Origin of the sequence: Streptomyces sp. NRRL F-5650, from assembly GCF_000721365.1 — a bacterium.
GTDB lineage: Bacteria > Actinomycetota > Actinomycetes > Streptomycetales > Streptomycetaceae > Streptomyces > Streptomyces ardesiacus.
In genome coordinates, this window is record NZ_JOGV01000027.1 from 23,687 (window position 1) to 47,071 (window position 23,385).

Below are 23,385 nucleotides of genomic sequence, written 5' to 3' on the forward strand. Positions count from 1 at the left end.
ACCAGTGTGCGCGCGGACCGGCGGCGGATCCTGGTACAGCCTGTGCCTGTATCCGCTCGGCAGCCGGCCGGACGCTGTTGCCATGACGAACACCATGAACACCACGCACACGAACGCTACGCACACGAACACCACGCACACGAATACCACGGGCACAACGAGCACCACGAACACGACGTACGTCCCCGACCGTGCACCCATCGGCCTGCTCACGGCAAGACCATCTTCATCACCGGCGCCAGCCGCGGCATCGGAGCGGCCGCCGCCCGGCTCTTCGCCTCCGAGGGCGCCGCAGTCGTGCTCGCCGCCCGCAGCACCGGTGCCCTGGACCGCATCGTGAAGGAGATCCGCGCCGACGACGGCGTCGCCGACGCCGTCACCCTGGACCTCGCCGACCCCGCGAGCGTCCGCGCCGCCGTCGGCCAAGTCGACTCGCTGCACGGGCGGCTGGACGGCGCCTTCAACAACGGCGCGGTTCCTCAGCGGCAGGTCGGCCCGGTCGAGACCACCACCGAGGAGGACATCGACGAGCAGTTCGCCGTGAACTTCCGTGCGCACTGGACTGCCATGACCGCCGAGGCCGCGCTCATGCGCCGGGGCGGTGGCGGGGCGATCGTCAACACCTCCAGCATCGGCAGCCGCCGCGCGAATCCCGCCCTGCCCGCCTACGGCGCGATGAAGCGCGCACTCAACAGCCTTACCGAGACTGCCGCGGTGAACTGGGCCGGCGACCGAATCCGGGTCAACGGCATCACCCCCGGAGGCACCTCCACGGAGATGATCGACGCCTGGGAGGCGGCGACTCCCGGCATCGTCGAGCAGATGACCGCGACGATCCCGCTCGGTCGGATGGCCGAGCCCTGCCAGATCGCCGAAGCGGCCGCGTGGCTGCTCAGCGACCGCGCCTCCTACGTGACCGGCGCGATCCTGCCGGTCGACGGCGGCGCCGGCGCCTGATCAGACGGTGGGCGGCTTCACACCGTGCCGGACCCACACGTTGGGTTCGACGTAGACGGCCCGGTCATGCGCGGTGTCACAGTGCACCGGGACAAGGGCACCTGGTACGTCGATGTCACCGTCGCTGTCGAAGGGCAGGCCGGTCCACCGCCGCCACTGGGCCAGTGAGCCGCTGACCGTCATCGATGCCGGGGCGATCCGTTGGATGCCGCCACCGGACTTGACGTGTACTCGGAGCCAGGGGTCGGTCGGAAGTCCGTCGTCGCCCTGTCGCCGTACGTAGTCGGTCATGGTGACGCGCGGTTCGAGGTGCTTGGCCGTGGGACGGACCGGGGCCAACAGCGTGTCGTGGCCCTGCCGGCCGACGGCCTCCCGCAGAGCGGCCAGCATCCCGTAGGACAGGCCGCGGCCGAGATACGCGCGGTCCACCGTGATCTCCAACGCGCTGACCGCTGTCGGTGGGTGCCCGTCGCGCCGGTCCTGGAACGCCCAGACAAGTACCTGGTCCCAGCCCTTGTCCGGCATCTCCTCACGGCCTTCCGAGGCGGCGTTGAACGGCACGCTCAGGCCCCGCGCGACGACGCGGTCGCCGTCCGTCGCCACTACGCAGTAGTGGGGGAAGTCCTCGGCCACCCGGCTCAGCAAGGCTTCGGCCACCGGATCGTGCGGTATGAAGGCCGGCCACGTCTCAGCGATCTCGTAGATACGGGAAAGCAGCGACGGACGCTCGGCGAGCGGGGTGATCACGATGCTGTCGGTCTCTGTCACGGCGGGGACCCTGCCACAGGAAGACGCCTCCTGGCCAGCGGTTTTGCCGCCCAGACGGGTCGCGATCACCACTGGGTGGCCAACCAGACGGTCACCGCCGCGGCCGCGGTGAGTCCGGCATTGAGTGTGACCCGGCGATCCTCGCCGGTCAGGTGAACGGCGATCGCACCGGCCTGCAGGAGCACGAAGCCGATGGCTGCGGCCGACGCCAGCCACGGAGCGGTACCGGTCAGCGGTGGCAGGATCAGACCGGTGGCGCCGAGTATTTCGACCCCTCCCAGCGCTCTGACGGCGGGAAGGGGCATACGGTCGACCCAAGCCATCATCGGCCGGAGTTCATCGCGGCTGCGGATCACCTTCAGCGTGCCTGCGTAGAGGTAGAAGAGCGCGAGCAGTCCCGCGACGATCCAATAGGCGAGGTTCATGGTTTCCGTTCACGGCCCCGGGGGATGCGGGGGCCTGTCGGTTGCGTCGAATGCTGGGGGAGTTCAGTCGAGGTCGGTGGCGGGCTGCGTCGCGTAGCGGCTCATCGCGTCGGCGTTGGCCTGGGGCGTCAGCGGCCGGCCGTCGGCGAGCACCTCCTGGAGGTCTCGGAAGTACTGCACATACAGGTCGGGGGTGAATGTGCTGAGCATGACGGCGGGTTGGTCGCTCGGGTTGGCGAAGGTGTGCGGGGTGCCTGGGGGAACCATGACGAGCGTGCCCGCGGTGGCGTCGTGCTCCGCGTCCCCTACGGTGAACCGCACGGTGCCGGAGAGGATGTAGAAGCCCTCGTCGTGTTGCGAGTGGCGGTGCTGGGGCGGTCCCTGGGTGTGCGGGGCGAGGACGGACTCCGCAATCGCGAGGCGGTGTCCGGTGTGGCTGCCGTCCTCCAGAACCCGCATGCGCGTGGTCCCCAGAACGATCGTCTCGCCGTCACGGGGCCCCACCACCGATACGGCGGGATCGGCCTGCGGCTCGCTGGTCTTCATTTCATCGGTCACGTCCAACAGTGCACCGCCGGGACCCCGCCGGTGTCCAAGACCTCTTCGGCAGAGCCGATACCGCATGGGTATCGTTGCAGCGTGGAGCTACGGACCTTGCGCTACTTCGTGGCGGTCGCCGAGGAACTCCACTTCGGCCGGGCCGCCACCCGACTGCACATGAGCCAGCCGCCGCTGAGCCGGGCGATCAAGCAGTTGGAAGCCGAGGTCGGGGCTCTGCTCTTCATCCGCTCGACGGCCGGCATCACGCTCACTCCGGTGGGCACGGTGCTGCTCGACGAGGCACGGGCACTGCTCGACCATGCCGACCGCGTCCGGGGACGCGTGAGAGCGGCAGCCGGCGTCGCGACCATCACTGTCGGCATCCTGGGCGACGGCACCGACCCGGGAGTGGCCAGGCTGGCCGCCGCCTACCGCCGCAACCACCCCGGAGTCGAGATCCGTGTCCGCGACACCGACCTGACCGACCCGACGTGCGGACTGCGTGCCGGACTGGTCGACGTGGCTCTCACCAGGGCGCCGTTCGACGAGACCGCCCTGACGGTGCGAGAGCTGCGGCGAGATCCGGTCGGCGTGGTCCTGCGCGCCGACGACCCACTGGCCGGCCGTGACGGACTGCGGCTGGCCGAGCTGTGTGACCGCCGCTGGTTCCAGTTCCCGCAGGGCACCGACCCCGTCTGGCAGTCGTACTGGAACGGCGGGAGGCCGCGCGAGGGACCAGTGGTGCGTGCCGTCCAGGAATGCCTGCAGGCCGTGCTGTGGAACGGCACGGTCGGCCTGGCCCCGCTCGGGCACGACCTGCCCGTCGAGTTCACCGTGGTGCCGCTGGTCGACATGGAGCCCAGCCGAGTGGTGGCGGTGTGCAATGAACGGGACACCAATCCGTTGATCCGGTCGTTCATCGAGGAAGCGGCGGCCGCGTACCGTCATTGAGCACCGGCCGCGTTCGATGCATGCCGCCAGGAGTCCCAAGCCCTGCCCACGCGCCTGACCGTCAGACCGAGCGGCGTTCGCCGAACCCGGCCCAGGTCACTGGAGCGGGTTCGCAACCCGGGCGCCGGCGTCCCACCACGCACGGTGGTCCCGGTACCAGAGCACGGTCTGCGCCAGCGCCGACGCGAAAGCACGCCGGGGACGGTAGCCGAGCAGGCTGCGGGCCTTCGTCCAGTCGAGCGCGTAGCGCTGGTCGTGCCCCGGCCGGTCGGCGACCTGCTCGACCCGGTCCCAGCCGGCGCCGCACGCCTCCAGGAGCAGGCCGGTCAGCTCTCGGTTGGTGAGCTCGGCACCGCCGCCGATGTGATATACTTCGCCGGCCGCACCGCGGGTGCGCACCAGCTCCACGCCCCCCACGTGGTCGTCGACGTGCAGCCATTCCCGCACCTGGGAACCGTCGCCGTACAGGGGCACCGTCAGCCCGCTCAGCAGCCGGGTGACGAACAGTGGAACGATCTTCTCCGGGTACTGGCAGGGGCCGTAGTTGTTGCTGCAGCGGGTGACCCGTACATCCAGCCCGTGGGTGCGGTGGTAGGCCAGCGCCACCAGGTCCGCGCCTGCCTTGGACGCCGCGTACGGCGACCGCGGGCTCAGCGGCTGCCCCTCGGCCCAGGACCCCTCCGAAATCGTGCCGTACACCTCGTCGGTGGAGACATGGACGAACCGCTCGACCCCGTGGCGCAGCGCCGCGTCGAGCAGCACCTGGGTGCCGAGCACGTTGGTGCGCACGAACGCGTCGCCCTCGACCAGCGACCTGTCGACGTGCGACTCGGCGGCGAAGTGGACGATCTCGTCGGCGTCCCGGACGACGCGGTCCACCACCTCCGGGTCGCAGATGTCGCCCGCCACGAACCGCAGCCGGGAGTCGTTGGCGACCGGCCCGAGATTGGCCCGGTTTCCCGCGTACGTCAACTTGTCGAGGACGGTCACCCGTACACCGGGCGCCGCGCCGGCGGACTCCCGGCCGAGTACCGTGCGCACGTAGTGCGAGCCGATGAAACCCGCTCCGCCTGTTACGAGCAGTCGCGTCGGCATGACCGTCTCGCAGCCGCACCCCGTCGGGCAGCGTCTCGACATGCGCCACGGTCCGTTCCACGGCGTCCAGCACCTCCGCGGCCGACGAGCCGAGCCCGAAGTGCCCGCGCCGGCGGGCCGTCCACTGAGCCCACGCGTCGACGTTCGCCCGGTGTGCCGCGCCCTGGGCCATCAGTTGCTCGCGCCAGGTCCAGTCCGGGTGCACGCAGGAGTCGAGGACGCTGCGGTCCAGCCTCTCGGGGAACATCGCGCCGTAGACGGCGCCCGCGTACGTCCCGTACGTGTAGCCCAGGTAGTTGATGACGGGCTCGCCGAGCACCGCGCGCAGGACGTCCATGTCCCGGGCGACGTTGCGGGTGCTGAAGTGCGGCCGGTGCTCCCCGCCGCCGCGCCGGTTCCCCTCCTCCCGGTCGCGCGCGTCCTCGGCGAGCAGGGGGAAGGCGGACTCCGGCGGACGCGAGTCCACGGGCGTGCGGCGGGGGGTGATCTCCGCGTGCAGCGGAGTGGAGCCGCCGGTGCCGCGCGGGTCGAAGCCGATCAGGTCGTACACCTCGGCCAGAGGCGTGGCCGCCAGCACCTGAGCAAAGCGCCGGCCGAGCCCGAAGTAGCCCCCCGGCCCGCCGTTCAGTGCCAGCAGGACGCCGCGGCGGCGGGCGGGATCAGTGGCCCTGCGTCTGCTGACGGCGATCGTCAGGGTGGCGCCCGCGGGGTCCGCGTAGTCGAGCGGCACCTGCACGGTGGCGTGTTCCACTCCGTCGCCCGACGGCGCGGGGGCCCACGTGGGGCGCTGCGTGTGAAACGCCGCCGACGACGGCGGCTGAGCGTCACGGGTCATGGCGGCGAGACTGCCGCCTGGGCCTCGAACAGGCGTGGAGCAGGACTCGACCCCGGCGCTCCAACCGTCCTCAGGCGTGCCTCGACGCCTCCCCGCCAGGCTGGGCGCCACGAAACCGACGCGCGCGGACGAGGAGGCGGGAAACGCAGTGACCGTACGACCCCGCAAGGACGTGGCGCTGCTCCTCCCGGGGCAGGGGGCACAGCACCCGCGGATGGCCGCGGGACTCTACCGGCACGAAGAGGTGTTCACGCACTGGATGGACGAGGCGTTCCGGCTGCTCGGACCGGACGGCGCGCGGCTGCGGCAGGAGTGGCTGGCCGAGCGCCCGTTCGCCGCGTTCGACGACGTGTCGGTGGCCCAGCCGCTGCTGTACGCCGTGGACCACGCGCTGGGCCGGACCGTGCTGGAGTGGGGTGTGCGTCCGGTGGCCCTGCTCGGACACAGCGTGGGCGAGTTCGCCGCCGCCACCCTCGCCGGCGTCGTCGACTTCGCCGACGGCGTCCGGATGATGCGCGAACGCCGGGAGCTGTTCGCCAGCACCCCGCCCGGCGGCATGCTGGCCGTGTCGGCAGGGGTGGGCGAGGTGTCCGGCCTGCTGCGCGACGGCGTTCACCTGGCGGCCGTGAACGCCTCCCGCCAACTGCTGCTGGCCGGTGCGTCCCAGCCGCTGGAGCGGGCGGCCCGGGTCCTGCGTGAGCGGGAGATCGTGTGCCGGGAGGTGCTGGCCAGGCAGGCATTCCACACCCCGCTCGTGGACGGGGCGGTCGAGGCGTCCCTGCCCGGCTGGCGCTCGCTGCGGCTCTCGCCCCCGCGACTGACGCTCTACTCCGCCTACACCGGTGGCGTCCTGACCGAGGGCGAGGCCCGCGATCCCGACTTCTGGGCCTGGCAGGCGTCCCGCACCGTGCACTTCGCCCCGACGCTGTCCGCCCTGCTGGCCGCCCACGCGTGCGTGCTGGTGGAGGCGGGCCCCGGCAACAGCCTCACCATGCTGGCCCGCCGCAAGCCCGCAGTGGCCGAGGGACGCTGCGCCGTCCTGCCGCTGCTGCCCGACCGGCCGCGTGGCGAGGAGGCGGACCGGCACGCCGTCGCGGCCGCCCGCGCCGCCCTGCTGCCCACCACCGACACTCACGAGGAGGCGTCTTGACCACCACGCGGGCAACCCACCGCATCGACGTCGAGGCGAAGGCGGACGCCGTCTACCGGATCGTCGCCGACGTCGGCCTGTGGCCGCTCTACTTCCCGCCCACCGTGCGCGCCGAGCGCCTTTCCTGGGACGGCGTCGAGGAACGGATCCGTATCTGGGCCATGGCGGACGGCGAACTGCGCACCTGGCAGTCGCGCCGCCGGCTCCACCCGGCCGCGCACCGCGTGGAGTTCGAGCAGGAACGGCCGCGCGACCCCGTGGCCGCGATGGGCGGCTCCTGGACCTTGGAGGAGCGCGGCGAGGGATGCACCGTCGTCCTCGACCACCACTACCGCGCCGTCGACGACGACCCGGCGCGCCTGGCCCGCATCGCGCGGGCCGTGGAGCACAACAGCACGGCGGAGCTGGACAACCTCCGGCGCGCCGTGCTGCGGGCCGGACAGGAGCCGGAGCTGCTGTTCGAGTTCGCCGACACCGAGACCGTCTCCGGCCCGCCGGAGGAGGTGTACGCCTTCCTCTACGACGCCGCGAAATGGCCCGAGCGCATCCCGCACGTCGCGCACGTCGAGGTACGCGAGGACGTGCCCGGACTGCAGCACCTGCGGATGGACACCCGGGCCCCGGACGGGTCCGTGCACACGACGGTCTCCGGCCGGGTCTGCGAGCCGGGCCGGCGGATCGTGTACAAGCAGACGACACTGCCGCCCGTGCTCCAGGCGCACAACGGCGAGTGGCTCGTCGAGGAGACGGGCGACGGCGCCGTCCGTGTGACGGCCCGGCACCAGGTGATCCTCGACCCGGAGGGGATCGCCGGTCTCCCCGAGCCGCCCGAGTCGCTCGCCGCCGCGCGGGCCGCCGTACGCGAGGCGCTCGGCGCCAACAGCAGGGCGACCATGGCGCGGGCCCGCGCCTTCGCCGAGGCGAACCGACCCCGTACCCCCCACCACCACACGAAAGGGAACACCGCCATGGCCGAACTGACCCTCGACGAGCTCAAGCGCTTCCTGCTGAGCGCGGCCGGAGACGACGAGAGCGTCGAGCTGTCCGGCGACATCCTCCACGTCCGCCTGGTCGACCTGGGCTTCGACTCGCTCGCCGTGATCGACACCCTGGGGCGGCTGGAGCGCCACTTCGGCGTCAAACTGCCCGAGGAGGCGACCACCGAGGTGGAGACCCCGGCGGACCTCCTCGCCGCCGTCAACCGCCAGGTCGCCGAGGCCGCCTGAACGACGGACCGCCGCCGTGGGGGCCCTGCGCGTCCCCCACGGCGGCCGGCTCACGCCCGCGTGAGCACCAGCGCCGAGGCGAAGCCCCCGTGCCCCCGTGCCAGCACCAGCGCGGAGTCGACCCGCTCGGCGCGCGGCTCACCGACCACCAGCTCCACCCGCGGATCGACGTCCTCCCGCCGGACGCCGGGCACGGCCGGGATCAGGCCGTCGCGCAGGGTCAGCAGGGCGGCCACCACGTCCAGCGCGGAACCCCCGGAGAGCATCCGCCCCACCAACGCCTTCGGCGCGCTCACCGGCACCCGCCGGGAGCCGAAGAGCCCGGCCAGGACGGCCGCCTCGGCCCGGTCCAGCGGCCCGCTGCCCACGCCGTCCGCGAACACCACGCCGATGTCGTCCGGCGTCAGCCCGGCGTCCCGCAGCGCCGCGCGCGCCGCCCTGAGCAGGCCGCTGCGCGACGAGCCCCCCGACCCCGCCGGGTCCGGGTCGAACGCGGCGCCGTGTCCGGCGATCAGCCCGTAGCGGTGCGGCGCCCCGCGTTCCGCGGCCCCGGCACCGGGCTCCACCACCAGGACGGCGCCGCCCTCTCCCGGCACGAAGCCGGTGGAGGCCGCGCAGAACGGCAGCCCGGCCCGGGCCGGATCGCCGTCCCGGCTCACTCCGCCGGCCACCGACAGCACCGACATGCCGTAGGGGCACAGCATGCTGTCGAAGCCGCCCGCCGTCATCACCGCCGTCCCGGTCCGCACCCGGCGGCGCGCGAACGCCAGCGAGTCCAGGCCGCCGGCCTGTTCGGACACCACGACCCCGCCCGGACCGCGCATCCCGTGCCGGATCGACACCTGTCCGGTGTGCACCGCGTAGTACCAGGCGAACGACATGTACGGGCTCACCGACTCCCAGCCCGTGCCCCACTGCAACTGGAGCTGCCGCTGGCCGAACTCCAGCCCGCCGGTGACGCCCGTGACGGCCGTGCCCATCGCGTAGCCGTCCAGCGTGGCCGGGTCGATCCCGGCATCGGCCAGCGCCTCGTCGGACGACAGCAGCGCCAGCCGGGTCAGCCGGTCGGTCTGCGGGTGCAGCCGCCGGGGGAAGGCGGCCTCCGCCTCCGACTCGGGGACCTCGGCCGCGAGCACGACCGGGTGCCCCGCCGTGTCGAAGCGCGTCGCCGGCCGGACGGCGGACACTCCCTTGAGCGTGGCCGCCCAGTAGTTCTCCAGGCCCACCCCGTTGGGGGCGGCCACTCCGATGCCCGTGATCAGCGCGTCGCTCCACTCCGATGCCCGTGATCAGCGCGTCGCTCATGCGGGCCGTCCCGGAGCCGTCAGCACCATGGCGCTCTGGAACCCGCCGAAACCGCTGCCCACCGTGAGCACCGCGTCCAGCCGCCGCTCCCGCGCGGTGTGCGGGACGTAGTCCAGGTCGCACTCGGGGTCGGGCTCGTCGAGATTGGCCGTGGGCACCACCACCCCGTGCCGCAGGGACAGCGCGCACGCCGCGATCTCGATCGAGCCGATCGCGCCGAGCGAGTGCCCCACGATCGCCTTGATGCCGCTCATCGGCGTGCGGTAGGCGTGCTCGCCCAGGCTGCGCTTGACCGCGGCGGTCTCGTGCCGGTCGTTCTGCCGGGTGCCGGAGCCGTGGGCGTTGACGTAGTCGATGTCCACCGGGTTCAGCCGGGCCTCGTCGAGCGCCGCGTCGATCGCCTCGGACATCTCCAGACCGTCCGCCTTCAGACCGGTCATGTGGTAGGCGTTGCACCGGGAGGCGTAGCCGGCGATCTCCCCGTAGATGCGGGCGCCGCGCCGCTTGGCGTGCTCGTACTCCTCCAGTACCAGCACGCTCGCGCCCTCGCCCAGCACCAGCCCGGTGCGGGTGCGGTCGAAGGGGCGGCAGGCCGTCTCCGGGTCGTCGTTGCGGGCGGAGGTGGCCTTGATGACGTCGAAGCAGGTCAGGGTGATCGGTGAGATGGGCGCGTCGGAAGCGCCGGTGACCATGACGTCGGCGGTTCCCTCCCGGATCATCTCGGCGGCGTAGCCGACGGAGTCGATGCCCGACGTGCACCCGGTCGAGATCACCGAGGCCGGGCCCAGCGCCCCGGTCAGCAGCGCGACCTCGGCGGCCAGCGAGGTGGGCACGAAGTAGTCGTACAGGTGCGGCACGGCGTACGAGGGGTCGACCAGCCAGTCGCGGCCCTCGGCGGACTGCACGGCGTACTCCTGCTCCATGGTGGTCGTGCCGCCGACCGCGCTGCCCAGCGCCACTCCGGTGCGCTCGGCGCGCTCGCCGTCGACGGTCAGGCCGCTGTCCTCCAGCGCCTCCCGCGCGGCGGCCAGGGCGAGCTGCACCACGCGGTCGGTCCGCCGCGCCTGCTGCCGGGTCAGACCCTGCTCCAACGGGTCGAAGTCGCACTCGGCGGCGACCCGGCACCGATGGCCGCTCGCGTCGAACCGGCTGATCGTCCGGGTCGCGGGCCTGCCGCTGACCAGTCGCTGCCAGAACGCGTCGGCCCCGATGCCCCCCGGTGCGGTCACGCCGATGCCGGTGATCACTGCCCTGCGGGGCGTGTCTCGGACCATGGGACCTCCTTGAGAGTTCGGTGGCGGCAGCGTGCGGCCCGCCCCTCGACTCGCGCTCCAGGCGCGTCGGAGCCGCCCGTGACCGCCCCGCTGTCGAGCGGGGCTCCACGGGCGGTCGAGGAGCCGCGGCGACGGTATCCGCACCCGAGCACCGCCCCCTCCCGGGAAAGGAACACCGATGGCCCCGCACGCGATCCCCGACGTACGCAAGTCGGTCGTCGTCGCCGCCTCGCCCGACGTCTGCTTCCGGGCGTTCACCGAGAGGCTGTCCGACTGGTGGCCGCCCACCCACGTGCTCCTCACCACGCCGCGGGTCGGCCTCGCGATGGAACCCCGGGTAGGCGGCCGCTACCACGAGTGGGACGCCGAGGGCCGGGAGGCCGTGTGGGGCCGGGTGCTGGAGTGGGAGCCGTCGCGTCTGCTGCGGCTGACCTGGCGGGTGGACGGCGCCTTCCGGCCGCTGCCCGACGACGAACGGGCCAGCGAGATCGAGGTGACCTTCACCCCGGAACCGGGCGGCGGCACCCGGGTCGAGCTGGCGCACACCCGGCTCGACAGGCTCGGCGACAGCGACGGCGAACGCATCTTCAAGGCCCTGGACGGGCCGAGTCCCGGTGAGACGCTGGCCCGGTTCGCCGAGGCGGTGTGATGGCCGTTCCGCACACCGTCGCCGGCCCCGGCCTGCTGGAGATCGCCGACGGCGTCTACGCCCGTGAACAACTGCCCGGCGGCTGGTGTCTGAACAACGCCGGTCTGGTGGCCTGCGGCGGCCGTGCGGTCCTCGTCGACACCGCGGCCACCCGGGCCCGGGCCCGGCATCTCGCCGAAGCGGTGGACGCGGTGGCGCCCGGCGGTCCGGACATCGTGGTCAACACCCACTTCCACGGCGACCACGTCTTCGGCAACGTCGAGTTCGCCCCCCGGGCCACCGTCGTCGCCCATGAACAGACCCGGTCCGACGTCGCGGAGTCCGGACACGGGCTCTGCCGGCTGTGGCCGACGGTGGACTGGGGCGACATTCCCCTGGTACTGCCCGACGTGACCTTCGAGGACGAACTCACCTTCCATGCCGGAGACCTGACGGTCCGTCTGCTGCACGTCGGACCCGCGCACACCCCCGGCGACGTGGTGGCCTGGGTGCCGGAGCGCAAGGTGCTCTTCGCCGGGGACGTCGTGTGGTCCCGGGTCACGCCGTTCGTCCTGATGGGCTCGGTACAGGGCTCTTTGGAGGCGCTGGAGCGCCTGCGCGGTCTCCGGCCCGAGGTGGTGGTCGCCGGGCACGGACCGGTGTCCGGCACCGAGGCACTGGACGCCACCGAGGCGTACCTCCGCCTCCTCGGCGACGTCGCCCGGGAGGGGCTGCGCGCCGGCCGCACCCCGCTCGCCGCTGCACGGGCGGCTGACCTGGGTCCCTTCGGCGAGCTACAGGACCCGGAGCGGCTGGCCGCCAACCTGCACCGGGCCTGCGCCGAGGCGCAGGGAATGCCGCCGGGCGGACGCATCGACGTAGCGGCGGCCTTCCAGGACATGGTCGCTCTCCACGGCGGCCTGCCCCCCTGCGCGGCCTGACCGGCCCGTCCGCACCCGACGAATCGGAGGATCCGACCATGTCCCGTCCCCAGACCGCCTTCATCACCGGGGTCAGCAGCGGAATCGGCCTGGCGGTCGCCCGCACCCTCGCCGCCCGGGGGGTCGCCGTCTTCGGATGCGCCCGGGACGCCAAGAACGTCTCGGCCGCGGTCGAGGGTCTGCGCGCCGCCGGTCACGACGTCGACGGGTCCTCCTGCGACGTCACGTCGACCGACGAGGTGCGTGCCGCCGTCGCGGCCGCCGTGGAGCGCTTCGGCCCCATCGGCATCCTGGTCAACAGCGCCGGCCGCAACGGCGGCGGGGAGACCGCCGACCTCGACGACGCCCTCTGGGCGGACGTCCTCGACACCAACCTGACCGGTGTCTTCCGGGTCACCCGGGAGGTGCTGCGGGCCGGGGGCATGCGCGAGGCGGGCTGGGGCAGGATCGTCAACATCGCCTCCACCGGGGGCAAGCAGGGAGTGATGTACGCCGCCCCCTACACGGCCTCGAAGCACGGCGTCGTCGGCTTCACCAAGTCCGTCGGCTTCGAACTGGCCAAGACGGGCATCACCGTCAACGCCGTCTGCCCCGGTTACGTCGAGACGCCGATGGCGGAGCGGGTCCGCGAGGGCTACGCACGGCACTGGGGCGTGACCGCGCAGGAGGTCCATGAGCGCTTCAACGCCAAGATCCCGTTGGGCCGTTACTCCACCCCTGAGGAGGTGGCGGGCCTCGTGGGCTACCTGGTCACGGACGCCGCCGCCTCCATCACGGCGCAGGCCCTGAACGTCTGCGGCGGCCTGGGCAACTACTGAGCCGACTGTCGGGAGAGCTCCGGACACCGTGGCACAGTGCGACCGCGACCGCCATCGCGGGCCGGTCCCGCGATGGCGGTCGCGCCGGTGTTCAGCTCAGCCGGGTGGTGGCGTACACCTCGATGGCATCGCGCTGGTAGGCGGCCAGCCCCGGGGCGATCGCCTCGTACGCGGCGCGCCAGGCGTCGTTGTCGACGCAGGAGCGGCCCATGGCCCGGTACTCGTCGACGGTCACGGTGCGCAGCGCGGTCAGGAGGCGGTACTGGGAGTCGGTCTCGGCCTGCACCGGCTCGGCGTCGGCACGGTGCCCGGCGGCCATGAGCTCGGCCAGCCGGACCATCCGCGCCGTACGCTCGCGCTGCCCGGCCTCGATGTCCTGCGGGCTCATCCCGGCGACCCGGTGGGCCACCGCTTGGGCGTGCTCGGGGAAGTCGCGCAGGGTCTGCGGGTACTGGGCGGCCGTCACGCCCTCGAACAGGTTCTCCGGTCGGTTGATGGTCATGGGTCTGCCGTCCTTCCTGGACTGTTCCAGCTCGGCGATCGTGCGCGAGACGGTGCCGGCCAGGGCGTCGAGGCGGTCGCGTTCGGCGAGCAGCCGCCTGTGGTGGCCCCGCAGCGCTTCCACCTCGTCGACCTGCTCGGCCAGGACCCGGCCGATCTCGGGCAACCCCAGGCCCAGGGCCCGCAGGACGAGGATCTGCTGCAGCCGCAGCATCTGGGGCTCCCCGTAGTAGCGGTGGCCGTTGGTTCCGACTCGGGCGGGCGGGAGCAGGCCGATCTCGTCGTAGTGCCGTAGCGTCCGGGCAGTCACGCCGGACATCCGTGCGACCTCCGCGATCGGCCAGTCCATCAACGTCTCCCTCGCACATGTGTCGTCGGGCCGGTCCCTCCGGCCCTGTTCAGAACGGTAGGAGTTGCCGCAACGGCAACTTCAACCCCGAGACCGCTGCTCCCCGCAGTCGAACAGGCGGGGACCGCACCCCAGGCGCCCGAACCGGGGGCGACCGCTTGGTTCGTGGCGCAGCCGGCGCCGGGGCCCGGCCGCAGTCGCCCCTGGTGCGGGTGCGGCCGGGCGCGTCGGCGGCGCGTGTCAGCGGCCGGTGAGAAGGCCGTCCACCAGGGCTCGGAGCCCGTCCTGGTAGATGTCCTCGGCGGTCAGCGGCGCCCAGCGGTCCGCGGCCTGCGCCAGGCGGGGCAGCTCGCTCGGGTCGAGATCGGCGAAGACCTGCTCCCGATAGGTCGCGCGGTCGTCGTCCGCGCGCCGCCGGGCGGCTGTCGTCCTGACCACGATCTCTCCGGCGGTGTAGTACCAGATCGCACGGTAGCCGTGTACGGCCCGGTCGAGGGAGAGGCCGCATTCGACCAGCCCGTCCACGATCTGCTCGACGAACCACAGCGCGGAGGTGGACAACAGGTCGTCGGCGGTCAGTACCTCCACGATCCACGGACAGGCGGCGAGCGCCTCGTGGATCGCGGTGGCGGCGACGACGATCCGTTCACGAGGCTGGGCCGGCAGTTCGGGCCGGCGCAGTGTCCGTGCGGCGTAGTCGTCCAGCAGGAGGAGGAGCAGCTCTTCCTTGTCGCGGACGTGGTGGTAGAGCGCCATCGGCGTGCTGCCGACCTCCGTGGCCAGCCGCCGCATGGTCAGCCGGTCCACGCCTTTCTCGGTCACGATCCGGCGGGCCGTCTCGATGATCTCCTCGCGGGAGATACGGGGAGGCCGGCCCAGGGTTTTGCGCGGTGCGGACGGTTGCGGCATGCCCCCATCATCCCTCGGGTGTCGACAGCGGCGGCCCGCGGCGCTACTTTTCTTACATGTATAGAAACTCTCGGGAGAAGCCGGGCGTGGTGCTGGCGGCGGCCGCCGTCGCCCAGTTCGTCGTCGCCCTGGACCTGTCCGTGGTCAATGTCGCCCTGCCCGCGATCCGTACCGCCCTGGGATTCGCACCACTCGACCTGTCGTGGGTCGTGCACGTGTACGCCCTCACGTTCGGCGGGTTCCTGCTGCTGGGGGGCCGCGCCTGCGACCTGTACGGCCGGCGTCGGATGTTCGTGCTGGGACTGGTCGTCTTCGGCCTGTGCTCGCTGGCCGGCGGGCTGGCCCAGACGCCCTGGGAGCTGATCGCCGCACGCGCCGGGCAGGGCCTGGGCGCCGCCGCAGCCGCACCGGCCGCGCTGGCGATGCTCACCACCACCTTCACCGAGGGCCCCCGGCGGGTCCGCGCGCTCGGAGTGTGGAGCGCGGTGAACGCCGCGGGCGGCGCGCTGGGCGTGCTGGCGGGCGGGCTGCTGACCGAGTACGCGGGCTGGCGCTGGGTCATGCTGGTCAACCTGCCCATCGTCGCCGCGGCCCTCGCCCTCGTTGCCGCAGGGGTGCCCGCCACAGCAGCGTCCGCGCCGCGCGAAAGGCTGGACGCGCTGGGCGCCGCCCTGGCGACCGGCGGAGTCGGGCTGCTGGTGCTCGGTGTAGTCCGCACCGACACCCTTGGCTGGGACTCCCCGCTCACGTGGGGGACCCTCGCCGCCGCGGCCGTACTGCTGGCCGCCTTCGTCTTCGCCGAGTCGCGGGCCGACGCCCCGCTGCTGCGCCTCGGCCTGCTGCGCAGCCGCTGGGTCGCCGGCGCGAACGTGCTGGTGTTCCTCGCCGCGGCCGGGCAGTTCACGGCGTTCTACTTCGTCTCCCTGTACATGCAGCAGGTCCTGGGCATGGGTGCCGCAGCCACCGGCATCGCATTCCTGCCCTTCTCCCTGGGCCTGGTCGCGGGGACCGTCGTCGCGACCCGCATCACCGCGGCACGCACCCCCCGCGCCTCCCTGGTGCCCGGCGCCCTGCTGGCCGCCGCGGGCCTGGCCTGGTTCGCCCTCATCAGTCCCGACGGCAGTTTCCTCACTGACGTGCTCGGCCCCTCCCTCGTCACCAGCGTCGGTGCCGGACTGGTCCTGGCCCCGGTCGCCGCCGCCGCGACCACGGGAGTCGCCGCGCGGGAGGCCGGAATGGCCTCCGGCCTCATGAACAGCTCACGCCAACTCGGCGGCTCCATCGGCCTGGCCGTCCTGGCCACCCTCGCCGCGCACCACACCGGCACAGCAACCGACCCCGCCGCGCTCAACGACGGCTACGGCCTGGGGCTGGCCGTCGCCGCCGCCGTCTTCGTGCTCGCGGCGGTCGTGGCGATCGGTGTGCTGCCGCGCCGCCGCCGGCCCGTCGCACCAGTCCCGCAAACCACCGCCCCCGAAGAGAACGAACTGGAAGGAACACCGTCATGAAGACCACCACCGTCGACCTGTTCGCCTCGGCGCTGCACTTCCGCCCCGACGGCGACGTCCGAGCCGTCGAACGGCAGATGACGAGCGGCGACTCCGGCGCCTGGCAGATCGCCACGTTCCACGTGGAGACCGACGCCGACGTTCACGCCGACCACTGGGAGATGCACCCGGAGGCCGAGGAAGCCGTGTGCTGCCTGGCCGGCGGCGTCCGCGTCCACTTCCGCCCCGACAGGCCCGGTGACGCCGAGGAGATGGTGCGGTTGAAGGAAGGTACCGCCGTGATCGTGCCCCGCGGCCGTTGGCACCGCCTGGAACTGGACGCCCCCAGCGACCTGATGTCGATCACTCTGCGCAACGGCACCCGTCTCGAGAAGCGGACCGCCACCCCCTGAACGGTCGGTGGCCCGGCCATGTGCTGCCGGGCCACCGCAACAACCGAACGAGGAAGCAGGAGGTCCGGTGACGCTTCAGCCCAGGGGCGTTGAAAGCGTCGGTGTCCGACATGGTGGAACCATGGCCGGTGCCGGGGCAGATCTCTGAGGAGTGGCTGACACCTGCGGGCCGGGGGCGGGTGTTCACATCGCTGCGAGCACCCGCTCCACCACGCGGTCCGTGGCGAGGCCGTAGCGGTCGTGGAGGGTGGGCAGAGCACCGGCGTCGATGAACTCGTCGGGCAGCGCGACGGGGAGGATCTGCTTGCCGAGTCCGGTGCGGACGGCGGCGGAGGCGACGGTCTCGAAGAGGCCGCCCACGACGGTGTGATTCTCCAGGGTCACCGCCAGACGGTCACCCGCCAGCTCACGCAGCACGGTCTCCTCGTCGAACGGCTTGAGCGTGGGGCTGTGTACCACGGCCGCATCGACCTTGTGGGCGGCGAGCTTCTCGGCCGCCTGCAGCGCACGCATGGTCATCAGACCGCTGGAGACGAGCACGACGTCCCGGCCGCCTCGTACCACCTTGGCCTTGCCGAGCTCGAAGGTGTAGTCGTACTCGTCGAGCACGAGCGGCACCTTGCCGCGCAGCAGGCGCAGGTAGGTGGGACCTTCGTGGGCGGCGAGCTGGGGGACGGCCTGCTCGATGTCGAGGGCGTCGCACGGGTCGACGATGGTGAGGTTGGGCATGCCACGGAAGATCGCGACGTCCTCGGTGGCCTGGTGGCTGGGCCCGTAACCGGTGGTCAGACCGGGCAGGCCGCCGACGACGTTGACGTTGAGGTTCGGCTCGGCGATGTCCAGGCAGATGAAGTCGTACGCGCGGCGGGCCGCGAAGACCGAGTACGTGGAGGCGAACGGAACCAGCCCCGTCTCGGCCATGCCGGCGGCCGCGCCGAAGAGCAGTTGCTCGGCCATGCCCATCTGGAAGAACCGGCCGGGGTGGGCCTGGGCGAAGACGTGCATGTCGGTGTACTTGCCGAGGTCGGCGGTGAGGCCGACGACCCGCGGGTCGCGCTCGGCCAGTTCGACCATGGCCCTGCCGAAGGGGGCGGGCGAGGTGCGCTGGCCGGGGTCGGCGAAGGAGGCGATCATGGCCGAGGTGGTGAGGCGCTTGGGCTGAGCGGCAGGTGCGCCCGTTGCGGCAGGTGCGGTGGACGCGGCAGCGGTTGCCGTGGTGGTGGTCATGCTCAGGCTTCCGTTCCGGTGGTGGCCGTGGTGTCGTGCCCGGTCGTCAACTGCTGTCGGCAGATCGCCCATTCGTGCGCGTCGATGCGCATGAAGTGGGCCTTCTCGCGGTTCTCCAGGAGCGGGACGCCGCGGCCGACGCGCGTGTCGCACAGGATCACGGAGGGCCGGCCCACGAGGGCGGCCTGCTCGGTTGCCGCGTCCAGGGCGCGCAGCAGGGCCTCGACGTCGTTGCCGTCGACGCGCTGGGTGAACCAGCCGCAGGCCCGCCACTTCTCCTCGGCCGGCTCGACGGACAGCACGGTGCCGGTGGCGCCGTCGGCCTGCAGGGCGTTCATGTCGACCAGTGCGGTGAGGTTGCCGAGCTCGTGGTGGTGGGCGCCCATGGCCGCCTCCCACGTGGAGCCCTCGTCGAGTTCGCCGTCGGAGAGGAAGTTGAAGACGCGTGCTTCGTTTCCCTGGTGGCGCAGGCCGAGGGCGATGCCGACGGCGACGGTCAGGCCGTGCCCGAGGGATCCGCCGGACACCTCCATGCCGGGCGTGTAGGAGGCCATGCCGGACATCGGCAGTCGGGACTCGTCGGTGCCGTACGTGGCGAGTTCGCCGACGGGGATGGTGCCGACCTCCGCGAGCGCGGAGTAGAGGCCGATCGCGTAGTGGCCGGTGGACAGCAGAAAGCGGTCGCGGTCGGGCCACTCGGGGTCCTCGGGACGCAGCCGCAACTGGTCGGTGTAGACGGCGGCGAGGGTGTCGGCGGCGCCGAGGGCCTGGCCGACGTACCCCTGGCCCTGTCCTTCGGCCATGGTCAGGATGTGGTGGCGCATGCGGTACGCGGCCTCGCCGACGTGGGCGATGCGCTCGGGGAGGGTGCGGGCCGTGTCGCGGCCCCCGGTCAAGGTTGCGGCAGTCATCGGACCTTCTCGGAGATCAGGACGGCGGACGAAGCGGTGGGCATGTCCTCGGAGGGCTCGGCGACACCGGTCCGGGCCGGAGCCGTCTCCGGGGCGCCGATCGCGGCAGCCGCGGAGACGACGCCGAGGAGACAGAACAGGACGGCGGGTCCCACCCAGCCGACCCAGCCGTACAGGGCGGTGGCGGCGAAGGGCAGCAGACCGGCGATGAGCGAGGCGAGGTTGTAGCCGAGCGAGATGCCGGAGGAGCGGACCTCGCGCGGGAACTGCTCGGAGAACCAGGAGGATTCGACGGCGAAGATCGGATCGTGGCTCAGTACGAGGGCGAGCACGACGGCGATCACGATCAGTGCGGTGGTACCGGTGTTGACCAGCAGGAACATCGGGAAGCCGAAGGCAATGGTGAAGACGGCGCCGATGAGGAAGACCGGTTTGCGGCCGATGCGGTCGGACAGGGCACCGAAGAAGAGGTGGCTGGCCAGGCCGACGACGGAACCGATGATCGTGCCCAGGAGTACGTCGTTGCTGGTGCCGAGATCGGCGAGACCGGCGTAGGAGAGGACGAAACTGGTGGCGATGTAGTAGCCGCCGGTCTCGGCGAGCCGCAGGGCGGTGATGCGCAGGATGAGCCGCCAGTCGCGGCGCAGCACGTCGAGCGCGGGTGTCTTGCGGATCTCGCCCCGGTCCTTCATCTCGGTGAACTCGGGCGACTCCTCGATCCGCAGCCGGATGAAGAGCCCGACGGCCACCATCACGACGGACAGCAGGAACGGTGCGCGCCACACCCAGGTACCGGTGAACAGTTGCTCGCTGATCAGGAAAGCGCCGTTGGCCAGGATGAGGCCGGCGGGTATGCCGATCTGCGGTACGGCTCCGAACCAGCCGCGGCGGTGCGGCGGTGCGTGTTCGACGGCCATCAGGACGGCGCCGCCCCACTCGGCGCCGAATCCGACGCCTTGCAGGATGCGCAGCAGGATCAGCAACAGCGGTGCGGCGATGCCGGCTTGCGCGTAGGTGGGCAGTACGCCGACGAGAACGGTGGCCGTCCCCATCAGGAGCAGGGAGGCGTTCAACACGGTCTTGCGGCCGATGCGGTCGCCGAAGTGGCCGGCGAGATAGCCGCCGAGGGGCCGGAAGAAGAAGCCGACGGCCAGGGTGGCGAAGGAGGCGAGGACACCGACGAGCTTGTTGTCGGTGTGGAAGAAGGCGGTGCCGAAGTAGGCGGCGGAGGCTGTTCCGTAGATGAAGAAGTCGTAGCTCTCCACCGCCGATCCGACCATGGAGGCGACGGAGACTTTGGCGGGGTTGGCGGGGTTGTCGCGGTGGGACGCGTCGGCGGCGTTGCTGACGGCACTCATCGGCGGCTCCTTGATGTGCCGGGCGGACGGGGCCTGCCCGGGTCGGCGCTCAGGGGGCGGCGCCGGCGCCCTGCGGGGACGGTCAGGGGGTCTTCCGGTACGTCTCGATCACTCGTGAGTCGTCGCGGGAGGCGAGGCCGCGCTCGACGGCGGCCAGGTATCGCCGGCGCGCGTCGTCCAGGAGCGGAGTGTCGGCGCCGGCGGCGCGGGCCGCCTCGGCGACCAGCCCGCTGTCCTTGACGAAGATCGAGACGGTGCTGGTCACTTCGGTGTCGGTGCCCTCGAGCATCCGCGGGCCGCGGTCGGACAGCATGAACGATCCGGCGGCACCGGTCTCGACCAGGCCGAGAACCTTGGCGGGGTCGAGGCCGAGGGCGTCGGCGAGGTTGAGCGCCTCGGCGGCGGCCACGATGTGGACCGAGCACAGGTGCTGGTTGACGACCTTGATGGCCTGGCCGTCACCGAGCCGGCCCCCGACGGGGCGCACGGTGCCGCAGGCGCTCAGTACCGGGGTCACGGTGGCGAGGTCCGTGCTCTCGCCGGCGGCGAAGATGGTCAGTTCGCCGGTGCGGGCTCGGGCGACGCCACCGGTCACGGGTGCGTCGACGACGTGCGCCCCGGCCTGGGCGAGCCGTTCGCCCTCGGTGCGCACCGCCTCCGGGCCGACCGTGCTCATGATCACCCAGTGGCGTCCGGCCTGGTCGGGACGGGCGTCGAGTGCGGTGTCCACAAGGGTGGTCAACTGCTCGGGCGTGGCCACCATGACGACGGTGACCAGGGCGTCCGGCGCCCGGTCCACCGATGCCACGACTCCGGCGAGCCCGGCATCCCGGGCACGGTCGGCCGTGCCGGGGGCGGGGTCGACACCGGTGACCTGGTGCCCGGCGGCGGCGATGCGCGCGGCCATGGGCAGACCGATGGCACCGATGCCGACGAAGCTGACGGGGAGGGGAGTCATGCGGTTGTTCCTTTCAGCGACCTGGGGCGAGGTCGGAGGTTTGGCGGGGTCGGGCCCCTGGGCTGCGGGCGGGGCCATGAACCGGCGGCCGTGTCGGCTCCCGCGAACCCGCGGCCGCCCGGTCACGGGCATCGGATCGTGATTCGCGCGACCGGCAACGGAGGCCGGTCCCCGTCAGTGGTCCGAAGCGGAGCGGGGGCGGACCGTCTCGTGGGCGGAGGCGTCGGTGAGCGTGGACCAGACCTCGAAGTGGCGGCGCATGGCGGCGCGCGCGCCCTCGGCGTCACGTCCGTCTATCGCCTCGACGATTCCGTAGTGCACGGTGTCGATGACGAGGCTGCGGCCGGCCGGCAGCGGGACGCGTCCGGCCAGCTCGCGCCGTTCGACGAGCTCACTGCGCAGCGCATGGCTGAGGGCGTCGTGCAGCATGCTGAACACCGGGTTGCCGACGATCTCGCACAGCCTGCGGTGGAAGTCCAGGTCGGCTTCGAGTGCGGCGCCGTGCTCCCCGGCGGTGGTGGCCCGGACCATCTCGTCGACCAGCGCGCGCAGTGCGTCGACGTCGTCGGCGGTGGCGCGGCGGGCCGCGGCCTCGGCCAGCGCGGTCTCCAGGATCTCCCGCGCGTCGCGGAACTGCGGCTGGGTCAGGTGTCCGAGCTGCCCCGCCAGATCGAAGTAGAGCTGGAGGAAGCCCGTGTTCGGTGCCGTGAGGTAGGAGCCCCGGCCCTGGGTGCGGTCCAGGAAACCGAGGTGCTCCAGGATCGACAACTGCTCGCGCAGTGCCCCTCGACTGATCTCGAGGCTCTCCACGAGCGCCCGCTCCGTGGGCAGCCGCAGCGGCCCGCCGTCGGCGTCCGGGGTGCTCTGCTGCGAGAGCGCACGCACCAACTGGCCCAGGTCCATGGCCATCAAAGCCTCCTCACGCCGGCGCCCTCCCGAGCCGCCGAACAGATTGGTTTAACCAATGTCGGGAGATTAAGGCGCGCCAGACAGCAAGGTCAACACTTTGGATCAACCAATCACTGTGAGAACCGTGCCTCGACGACCGTCCGACATCCGCGGCCCACGGCCTCGGCCGAAGTGAGGTGCCTGGCACCGAGCGGAGCATGGGACGCCGGGCGGGAACCGGGCGGCAACCGCGCGCGCCAGCCGCTCCTCGCCTGCGACTTCTGACTGCCTCGACGGCACTCGACAACGCTCGCAACAACGGTCCGCAGCCGGCCGGGGCGGCCACCGGCCCGGAAGCCGGAGCCACGGCCCCGGTTGGATCGCCGGCCGACGAACAACCCACGCCTTGCGACAGGACGGTTGAAGGCCGTCGGCCCGCCAGCAAGGATGGCTCCATGCGAAGCACCGTGATCCTGGACGCCCCCTCCAACCTGGGCCTGCGCCCACCGGCCCCCGGCACCGTCCCCGGCTGCTACAAACTGGCCGGGGCGCTGCGGGACAAGGGGATCGTAAGCAGACTCGGCGCCCTCGAAGGGGGTGTCGTCGTGCCGCCCCGCTACGACCGGGGCGACTGGCAGGAGGGCGACGGCGTCTTCAACGCACCCGCCATCGCGGCCTACACGCGCACCCTCGCCGACCGCATCGAGGCGCACGTGTCCGCCGGTCACTTCACCCTGGTCCTCGGCGGGGACTGCTCCATCCAGCTCGGCGCCGCGCTCGCCCTGCGCCGCCTCGGCCGGTACGGCCTCGTCTCGATCGACGCCTCTCCCGACTTCCGTCACCCGGGCACCTCCGACCGGATCGGCGCCGCCGGTGGCGAGGAACTCGCCCTCGCCACCGGGCGCGGGCAGCAGGACCTGACCGACCTCGAAGGACTGCGGCCCTACCTCCGGGACGAGGACATCCGGCTCTTCGGCACCCGGGACGCGTTCGTGGACGACGGGGACGTCGCCGAACTGCGCGCGCTGAAGGTCCCCGTCACCACCGTCTCCGACCTGCGCCGCGCCGACCCCGCCGATCTGGGCGCCGCGACCGCCGAAGACCTTGAGGCGACGGCCCTCGACGGCTTCTGGGTCCACCTGGACGCCGACGTCCTCGACCCCTCGGTGATGCCCGCGGTCGACAGCCCGGACCCCGACGGCCTGCTGCCCGGCGAACTCACCGCCCTGCTGCGCCCGCTCGTACGGTCCCCGCGCTGTGTGGGCCTCAACATCACCATCTACGACCCCGACCTGGACCCCGACGGCAGCGCGGGCGCCCTCCTGACCGACCTGGTGGTGGCGGCCTTCACCACCCCCTGAGACACGCGGGCGGCACGTGAATCCGAGATGTGCCCGTCGACGGTCGGCAGAGCGCGGCCCACGGGGTCACATGGGAGTGTTGTCAGGACAGCTCCCGTCCCGGTCACGGC

General features: G+C 72.3%; 22 protein-coding genes and 2 pseudogenes. 10 read left to right on the top strand and 14 right to left on the bottom strand.

Annotated features, from left to right (window positions below):
* The first annotated feature begins 4 nt into the window (after positions 1-4).
* Positions 5-957: pseudogene (locus IG88_RS40290) on the top strand (SDR family NAD(P)-dependent oxidoreductase).
* Here IG88_RS40290 and IG88_RS0122630 read toward each other — a convergent pair.
* From IG88_RS0122630 to IG88_RS0122640, 3 genes are all read right to left on the bottom strand, one after another.
* Positions 958-1,725 (bottom strand): hypothetical protein, encoded by a 768-nt coding sequence (locus IG88_RS0122630; protein ID WP_031044143.1) that lies wholly within the window; start codon positions 1,723-1,725, stop codon positions 958-960.
* Between the two features lie 65 nt (positions 1,726-1,790).
* A complete protein-coding gene (locus IG88_RS0122635) occupies positions 1,791-2,150 on the bottom strand; it encodes a DoxX family protein (RefSeq protein ID WP_031044145.1) in 360 nt (119 codons plus the stop codon).
* Between the two features lie 63 nt (positions 2,151-2,213).
* A complete protein-coding gene (locus IG88_RS0122640; RefSeq protein WP_199807488.1) occupies positions 2,214-2,696 on the bottom strand; it encodes a cupin domain-containing protein in 483 nt (160 codons plus the stop codon).
* 93 nt (positions 2,697-2,789) lie between these two features.
* Here IG88_RS0122640 and IG88_RS0122645 point away from each other — a divergent pair, with 93 nt between their 5' ends.
* Positions 2,790-3,641: a LysR family transcriptional regulator gene (locus IG88_RS0122645; protein ID WP_234332250.1), complete on the top strand. Its 852-nt coding sequence runs from the start codon at positions 2,790-2,792 to the stop codon at positions 3,639-3,641.
* A gap of 96 nt (positions 3,642-3,737) precedes the next feature.
* Here IG88_RS0122645 and rfbB read toward each other — a convergent pair whose 3' ends face one another.
* A complete protein-coding gene (gene rfbB / locus IG88_RS0122650; RefSeq protein WP_031044154.1) occupies positions 3,738-4,736 on the bottom strand; it encodes a dTDP-glucose 4,6-dehydratase in 999 nt (332 codons plus the stop codon).
* A 100-nt stretch (positions 4,737-4,836) separates the two neighbouring features.
* Positions 4,837-5,571, bottom strand: a pseudogene (locus IG88_RS41495) (alpha/beta fold hydrolase); the annotation flags it as partial.
* Between the two features lie 148 nt (positions 5,572-5,719).
* Between IG88_RS41495 and IG88_RS0122655 the strand changes: the two are divergent.
* Complete coding sequence (locus tag IG88_RS0122655; protein ID WP_037836438.1) at positions 5,720-6,721, top strand: acyltransferase domain-containing protein; 1,002 nt, start codon at positions 5,720-5,722, stop codon at positions 6,719-6,721.
* Positions 6,718-7,947, top strand: coding sequence for an SRPBCC family protein (locus IG88_RS0122660; RefSeq protein ID WP_063760635.1), 1,230 nt, complete (start codon positions 6,718-6,720; stop codon positions 7,945-7,947). Before IG88_RS0122655 ends, IG88_RS0122660 begins: the two co-directional genes overlap by 4 nt.
* A 50-nt stretch (positions 7,948-7,997) precedes the next feature.
* Here the strand turns inward: IG88_RS0122660 and IG88_RS0122665 are convergent, their stop codons facing one another.
* Entirely contained in the window at positions 7,998-9,209 is a 1,212-nt protein-coding gene (locus IG88_RS0122665) for a beta-ketoacyl synthase N-terminal-like domain-containing protein (protein ID WP_031044161.1), read from the bottom strand.
* A gap of 39 nt (positions 9,210-9,248) precedes the next feature.
* Positions 9,249-10,526, bottom strand: a complete 1,278-nt coding sequence (locus IG88_RS0122670) for a beta-ketoacyl-[acyl-carrier-protein] synthase family protein (RefSeq protein WP_031044165.1) — start codon at positions 10,524-10,526, stop codon at positions 9,249-9,251.
* Positions 10,527-10,704: 178 nt separating this feature from the next.
* Between IG88_RS0122670 and IG88_RS0122675 the strand changes: the two genes are divergently transcribed.
* The 3 genes from IG88_RS0122675 to IG88_RS0122685 are packed head-to-tail and all read left to right on the top strand — an operon-like array spanning position 10,705 to position 12,913.
* A complete protein-coding gene (locus IG88_RS0122675; RefSeq protein WP_051852013.1) occupies positions 10,705-11,175 on the top strand; it encodes an SRPBCC domain-containing protein in 471 nt (156 codons plus the stop codon).
* Entirely contained in the window at positions 11,175-12,095 is a 921-nt protein-coding gene (locus tag IG88_RS0122680; RefSeq protein ID WP_031044171.1) for an MBL fold metallo-hydrolase, read from the top strand. Before IG88_RS0122675 ends, IG88_RS0122680 begins: the two co-directional genes overlap by 1 nt.
* Positions 12,096-12,133: 38 nt before the next feature.
* On the top strand, positions 12,134-12,913 hold the full coding sequence (locus tag IG88_RS0122685; protein ID WP_031044174.1) for an SDR family NAD(P)-dependent oxidoreductase: 780 nt from the start codon (positions 12,134-12,136) through the stop codon (positions 12,911-12,913).
* Positions 12,914-13,004: 91 nt separating this feature from the next.
* On the opposite strand, the gene IG88_RS0122690 is transcribed toward IG88_RS0122685, so the two are convergent.
* Both IG88_RS0122690 and IG88_RS0122695 read right to left on the bottom strand, forming a co-directional pair.
* Positions 13,005-13,763 carry a MerR family transcriptional regulator gene (locus IG88_RS0122690; RefSeq protein WP_031044176.1) on the bottom strand — a complete coding sequence of 253 codons (759 nt, stop codon included), beginning with the start codon at positions 13,761-13,763 and terminating at the stop codon, positions 13,005-13,007.
* 240 nt (positions 13,764-14,003) lie between these two features.
* Entirely contained in the window at positions 14,004-14,672 is a 669-nt protein-coding gene (locus IG88_RS0122695; protein WP_031044178.1) for a TetR/AcrR family transcriptional regulator, read from the bottom strand.
* Between the two features lie 56 nt (positions 14,673-14,728).
* On the opposite strand from IG88_RS0122695, the gene IG88_RS0122700 reads away from it, so the two are divergent.
* Together IG88_RS0122700 and IG88_RS0122705 are read left to right on the top strand one after the other, a co-directional pair.
* The gene (locus tag IG88_RS0122700; protein ID WP_031044180.1) at positions 14,729-16,180 is read left to right on the top strand and encodes an MFS transporter; all 1,452 of its coding nucleotides are present in this window, start codon (positions 14,729-14,731) and stop codon (positions 16,178-16,180) included.
* On the top strand, positions 16,177-16,572 hold the full coding sequence (locus tag IG88_RS0122705; RefSeq protein WP_031044183.1) for a cupin domain-containing protein: 396 nt from the start codon (positions 16,177-16,179) through the stop codon (positions 16,570-16,572). Before IG88_RS0122700 ends, IG88_RS0122705 begins: the two co-directional genes overlap by 4 nt.
* Before the next feature lie 183 nt (positions 16,573-16,755).
* On the opposite strand, the gene IG88_RS0122710 is transcribed toward IG88_RS0122705, so the two are convergent.
* The 5 genes from IG88_RS0122710 to IG88_RS0122730 form a co-directional block, all read right to left on the bottom strand.
* Entirely contained in the window at positions 16,756-17,799 is a 1,044-nt protein-coding gene (locus tag IG88_RS0122710; protein WP_031044186.1) for a transketolase family protein, read from the bottom strand.
* 2 nt (positions 17,800-17,801) lie between these two features.
* Entirely contained in the window at positions 17,802-18,710 is a 909-nt protein-coding gene (locus IG88_RS0122715; protein ID WP_031044187.1) for a transketolase, read from the bottom strand.
* Entirely contained in the window at positions 18,707-20,068 is a 1,362-nt protein-coding gene (locus IG88_RS0122720) for an MFS transporter (protein WP_051852014.1), read from the bottom strand. The genes IG88_RS0122715 and IG88_RS0122720 overlap by 4 nt, the downstream gene beginning before the upstream one ends.
* Before the next feature lie 82 nt (positions 20,069-20,150).
* Positions 20,151-21,026 (bottom strand): NAD(P)-dependent oxidoreductase, encoded by an 876-nt coding sequence (locus IG88_RS0122725; protein WP_031044189.1) that lies wholly within the window; start codon positions 21,024-21,026, stop codon positions 20,151-20,153.
* A 174-nt stretch (positions 21,027-21,200) separates the two neighbouring features.
* The gene (locus IG88_RS0122730; RefSeq protein WP_031044190.1) at positions 21,201-21,935 is read right to left on the bottom strand and encodes a FadR/GntR family transcriptional regulator; all 735 of its coding nucleotides are present in this window, start codon (positions 21,933-21,935) and stop codon (positions 21,201-21,203) included.
* 434 nt (positions 21,936-22,369) lie between these two features.
* Here IG88_RS0122730 and IG88_RS0122735 point away from each other — a divergent pair, with 434 nt between their 5' ends.
* Positions 22,370-23,275, top strand: coding sequence for an arginase family protein (locus IG88_RS0122735; protein WP_031044191.1), 906 nt, complete (start codon positions 22,370-22,372; stop codon positions 23,273-23,275).
* Positions 23,276-23,385: the final 110 nt, after the last annotated feature.

Coding starts and splice junctions, on each gene's coding strand:
- IG88_RS0122635 (WP_031044145.1), bottom strand. CDS start 2,150: ATGAACCTCGCCTATTGGATCGTCGCGGGACTGCTCGCGCTCTTCTAC.
- IG88_RS0122640 (WP_199807488.1), bottom strand. CDS start 2,696: ATGAAGACCAGCGAGCCGCAGGCCGATCCCGCCGTATCGGTGGTGGGG.
- rfbB (WP_031044154.1), bottom strand. CDS start 4,736: ATGCCGACGCGACTGCTCGTAACAGGCGGAGCGGGTTTCATCGGCTCG.
- IG88_RS0122670 (WP_031044165.1), bottom strand. CDS start 10,526: ATGGTCCGAGACACGCCCCGCAGGGCAGTGATCACCGGCATCGGCGTG.
- IG88_RS0122675 (WP_051852013.1), top strand. CDS start 10,705: ATGGCCCCGCACGCGATCCCCGACGTACGCAAGTCGGTCGTCGTCGCC.
- IG88_RS0122680 (WP_031044171.1), top strand. CDS start 11,175: ATGGCCGTTCCGCACACCGTCGCCGGCCCCGGCCTGCTGGAGATCGCC.
- IG88_RS0122685 (WP_031044174.1), top strand. CDS start 12,134: ATGTCCCGTCCCCAGACCGCCTTCATCACCGGGGTCAGCAGCGGAATC.
- IG88_RS0122690 (WP_031044176.1), bottom strand. CDS start 13,763: ATGGACTGGCCGATCGCGGAGGTCGCACGGATGTCCGGCGTGACTGCC.
- IG88_RS0122695 (WP_031044178.1), bottom strand. CDS start 14,672: ATGCCGCAACCGTCCGCACCGCGCAAAACCCTGGGCCGGCCTCCCCGT.
- IG88_RS0122700 (WP_031044180.1), top strand. CDS start 14,729: ATGTATAGAAACTCTCGGGAGAAGCCGGGCGTGGTGCTGGCGGCGGCC.
- IG88_RS0122705 (WP_031044183.1), top strand. CDS start 16,177: ATGAAGACCACCACCGTCGACCTGTTCGCCTCGGCGCTGCACTTCCGC.
- IG88_RS0122710 (WP_031044186.1), bottom strand. CDS start 17,799: ATGACCACCACCACGGCAACCGCTGCCGCGTCCACCGCACCTGCCGCA.
- IG88_RS0122715 (WP_031044187.1), bottom strand. CDS start 18,710: ATGACTGCCGCAACCTTGACCGGGGGCCGCGACACGGCCCGCACCCTC.
- IG88_RS0122720 (WP_051852014.1), bottom strand. CDS start 20,068: ATGAGTGCCGTCAGCAACGCCGCCGACGCGTCCCACCGCGACAACCCC.
- IG88_RS0122725 (WP_031044189.1), bottom strand. CDS start 21,026: ATGACTCCCCTCCCCGTCAGCTTCGTCGGCATCGGTGCCATCGGTCTG.
- IG88_RS0122730 (WP_031044190.1), bottom strand. CDS start 21,935: ATGGCCATGGACCTGGGCCAGTTGGTGCGTGCGCTCTCGCAGCAGAGC.
- IG88_RS0122735 (WP_031044191.1), top strand. CDS start 22,370: ATGCGAAGCACCGTGATCCTGGACGCCCCCTCCAACCTGGGCCTGCGC.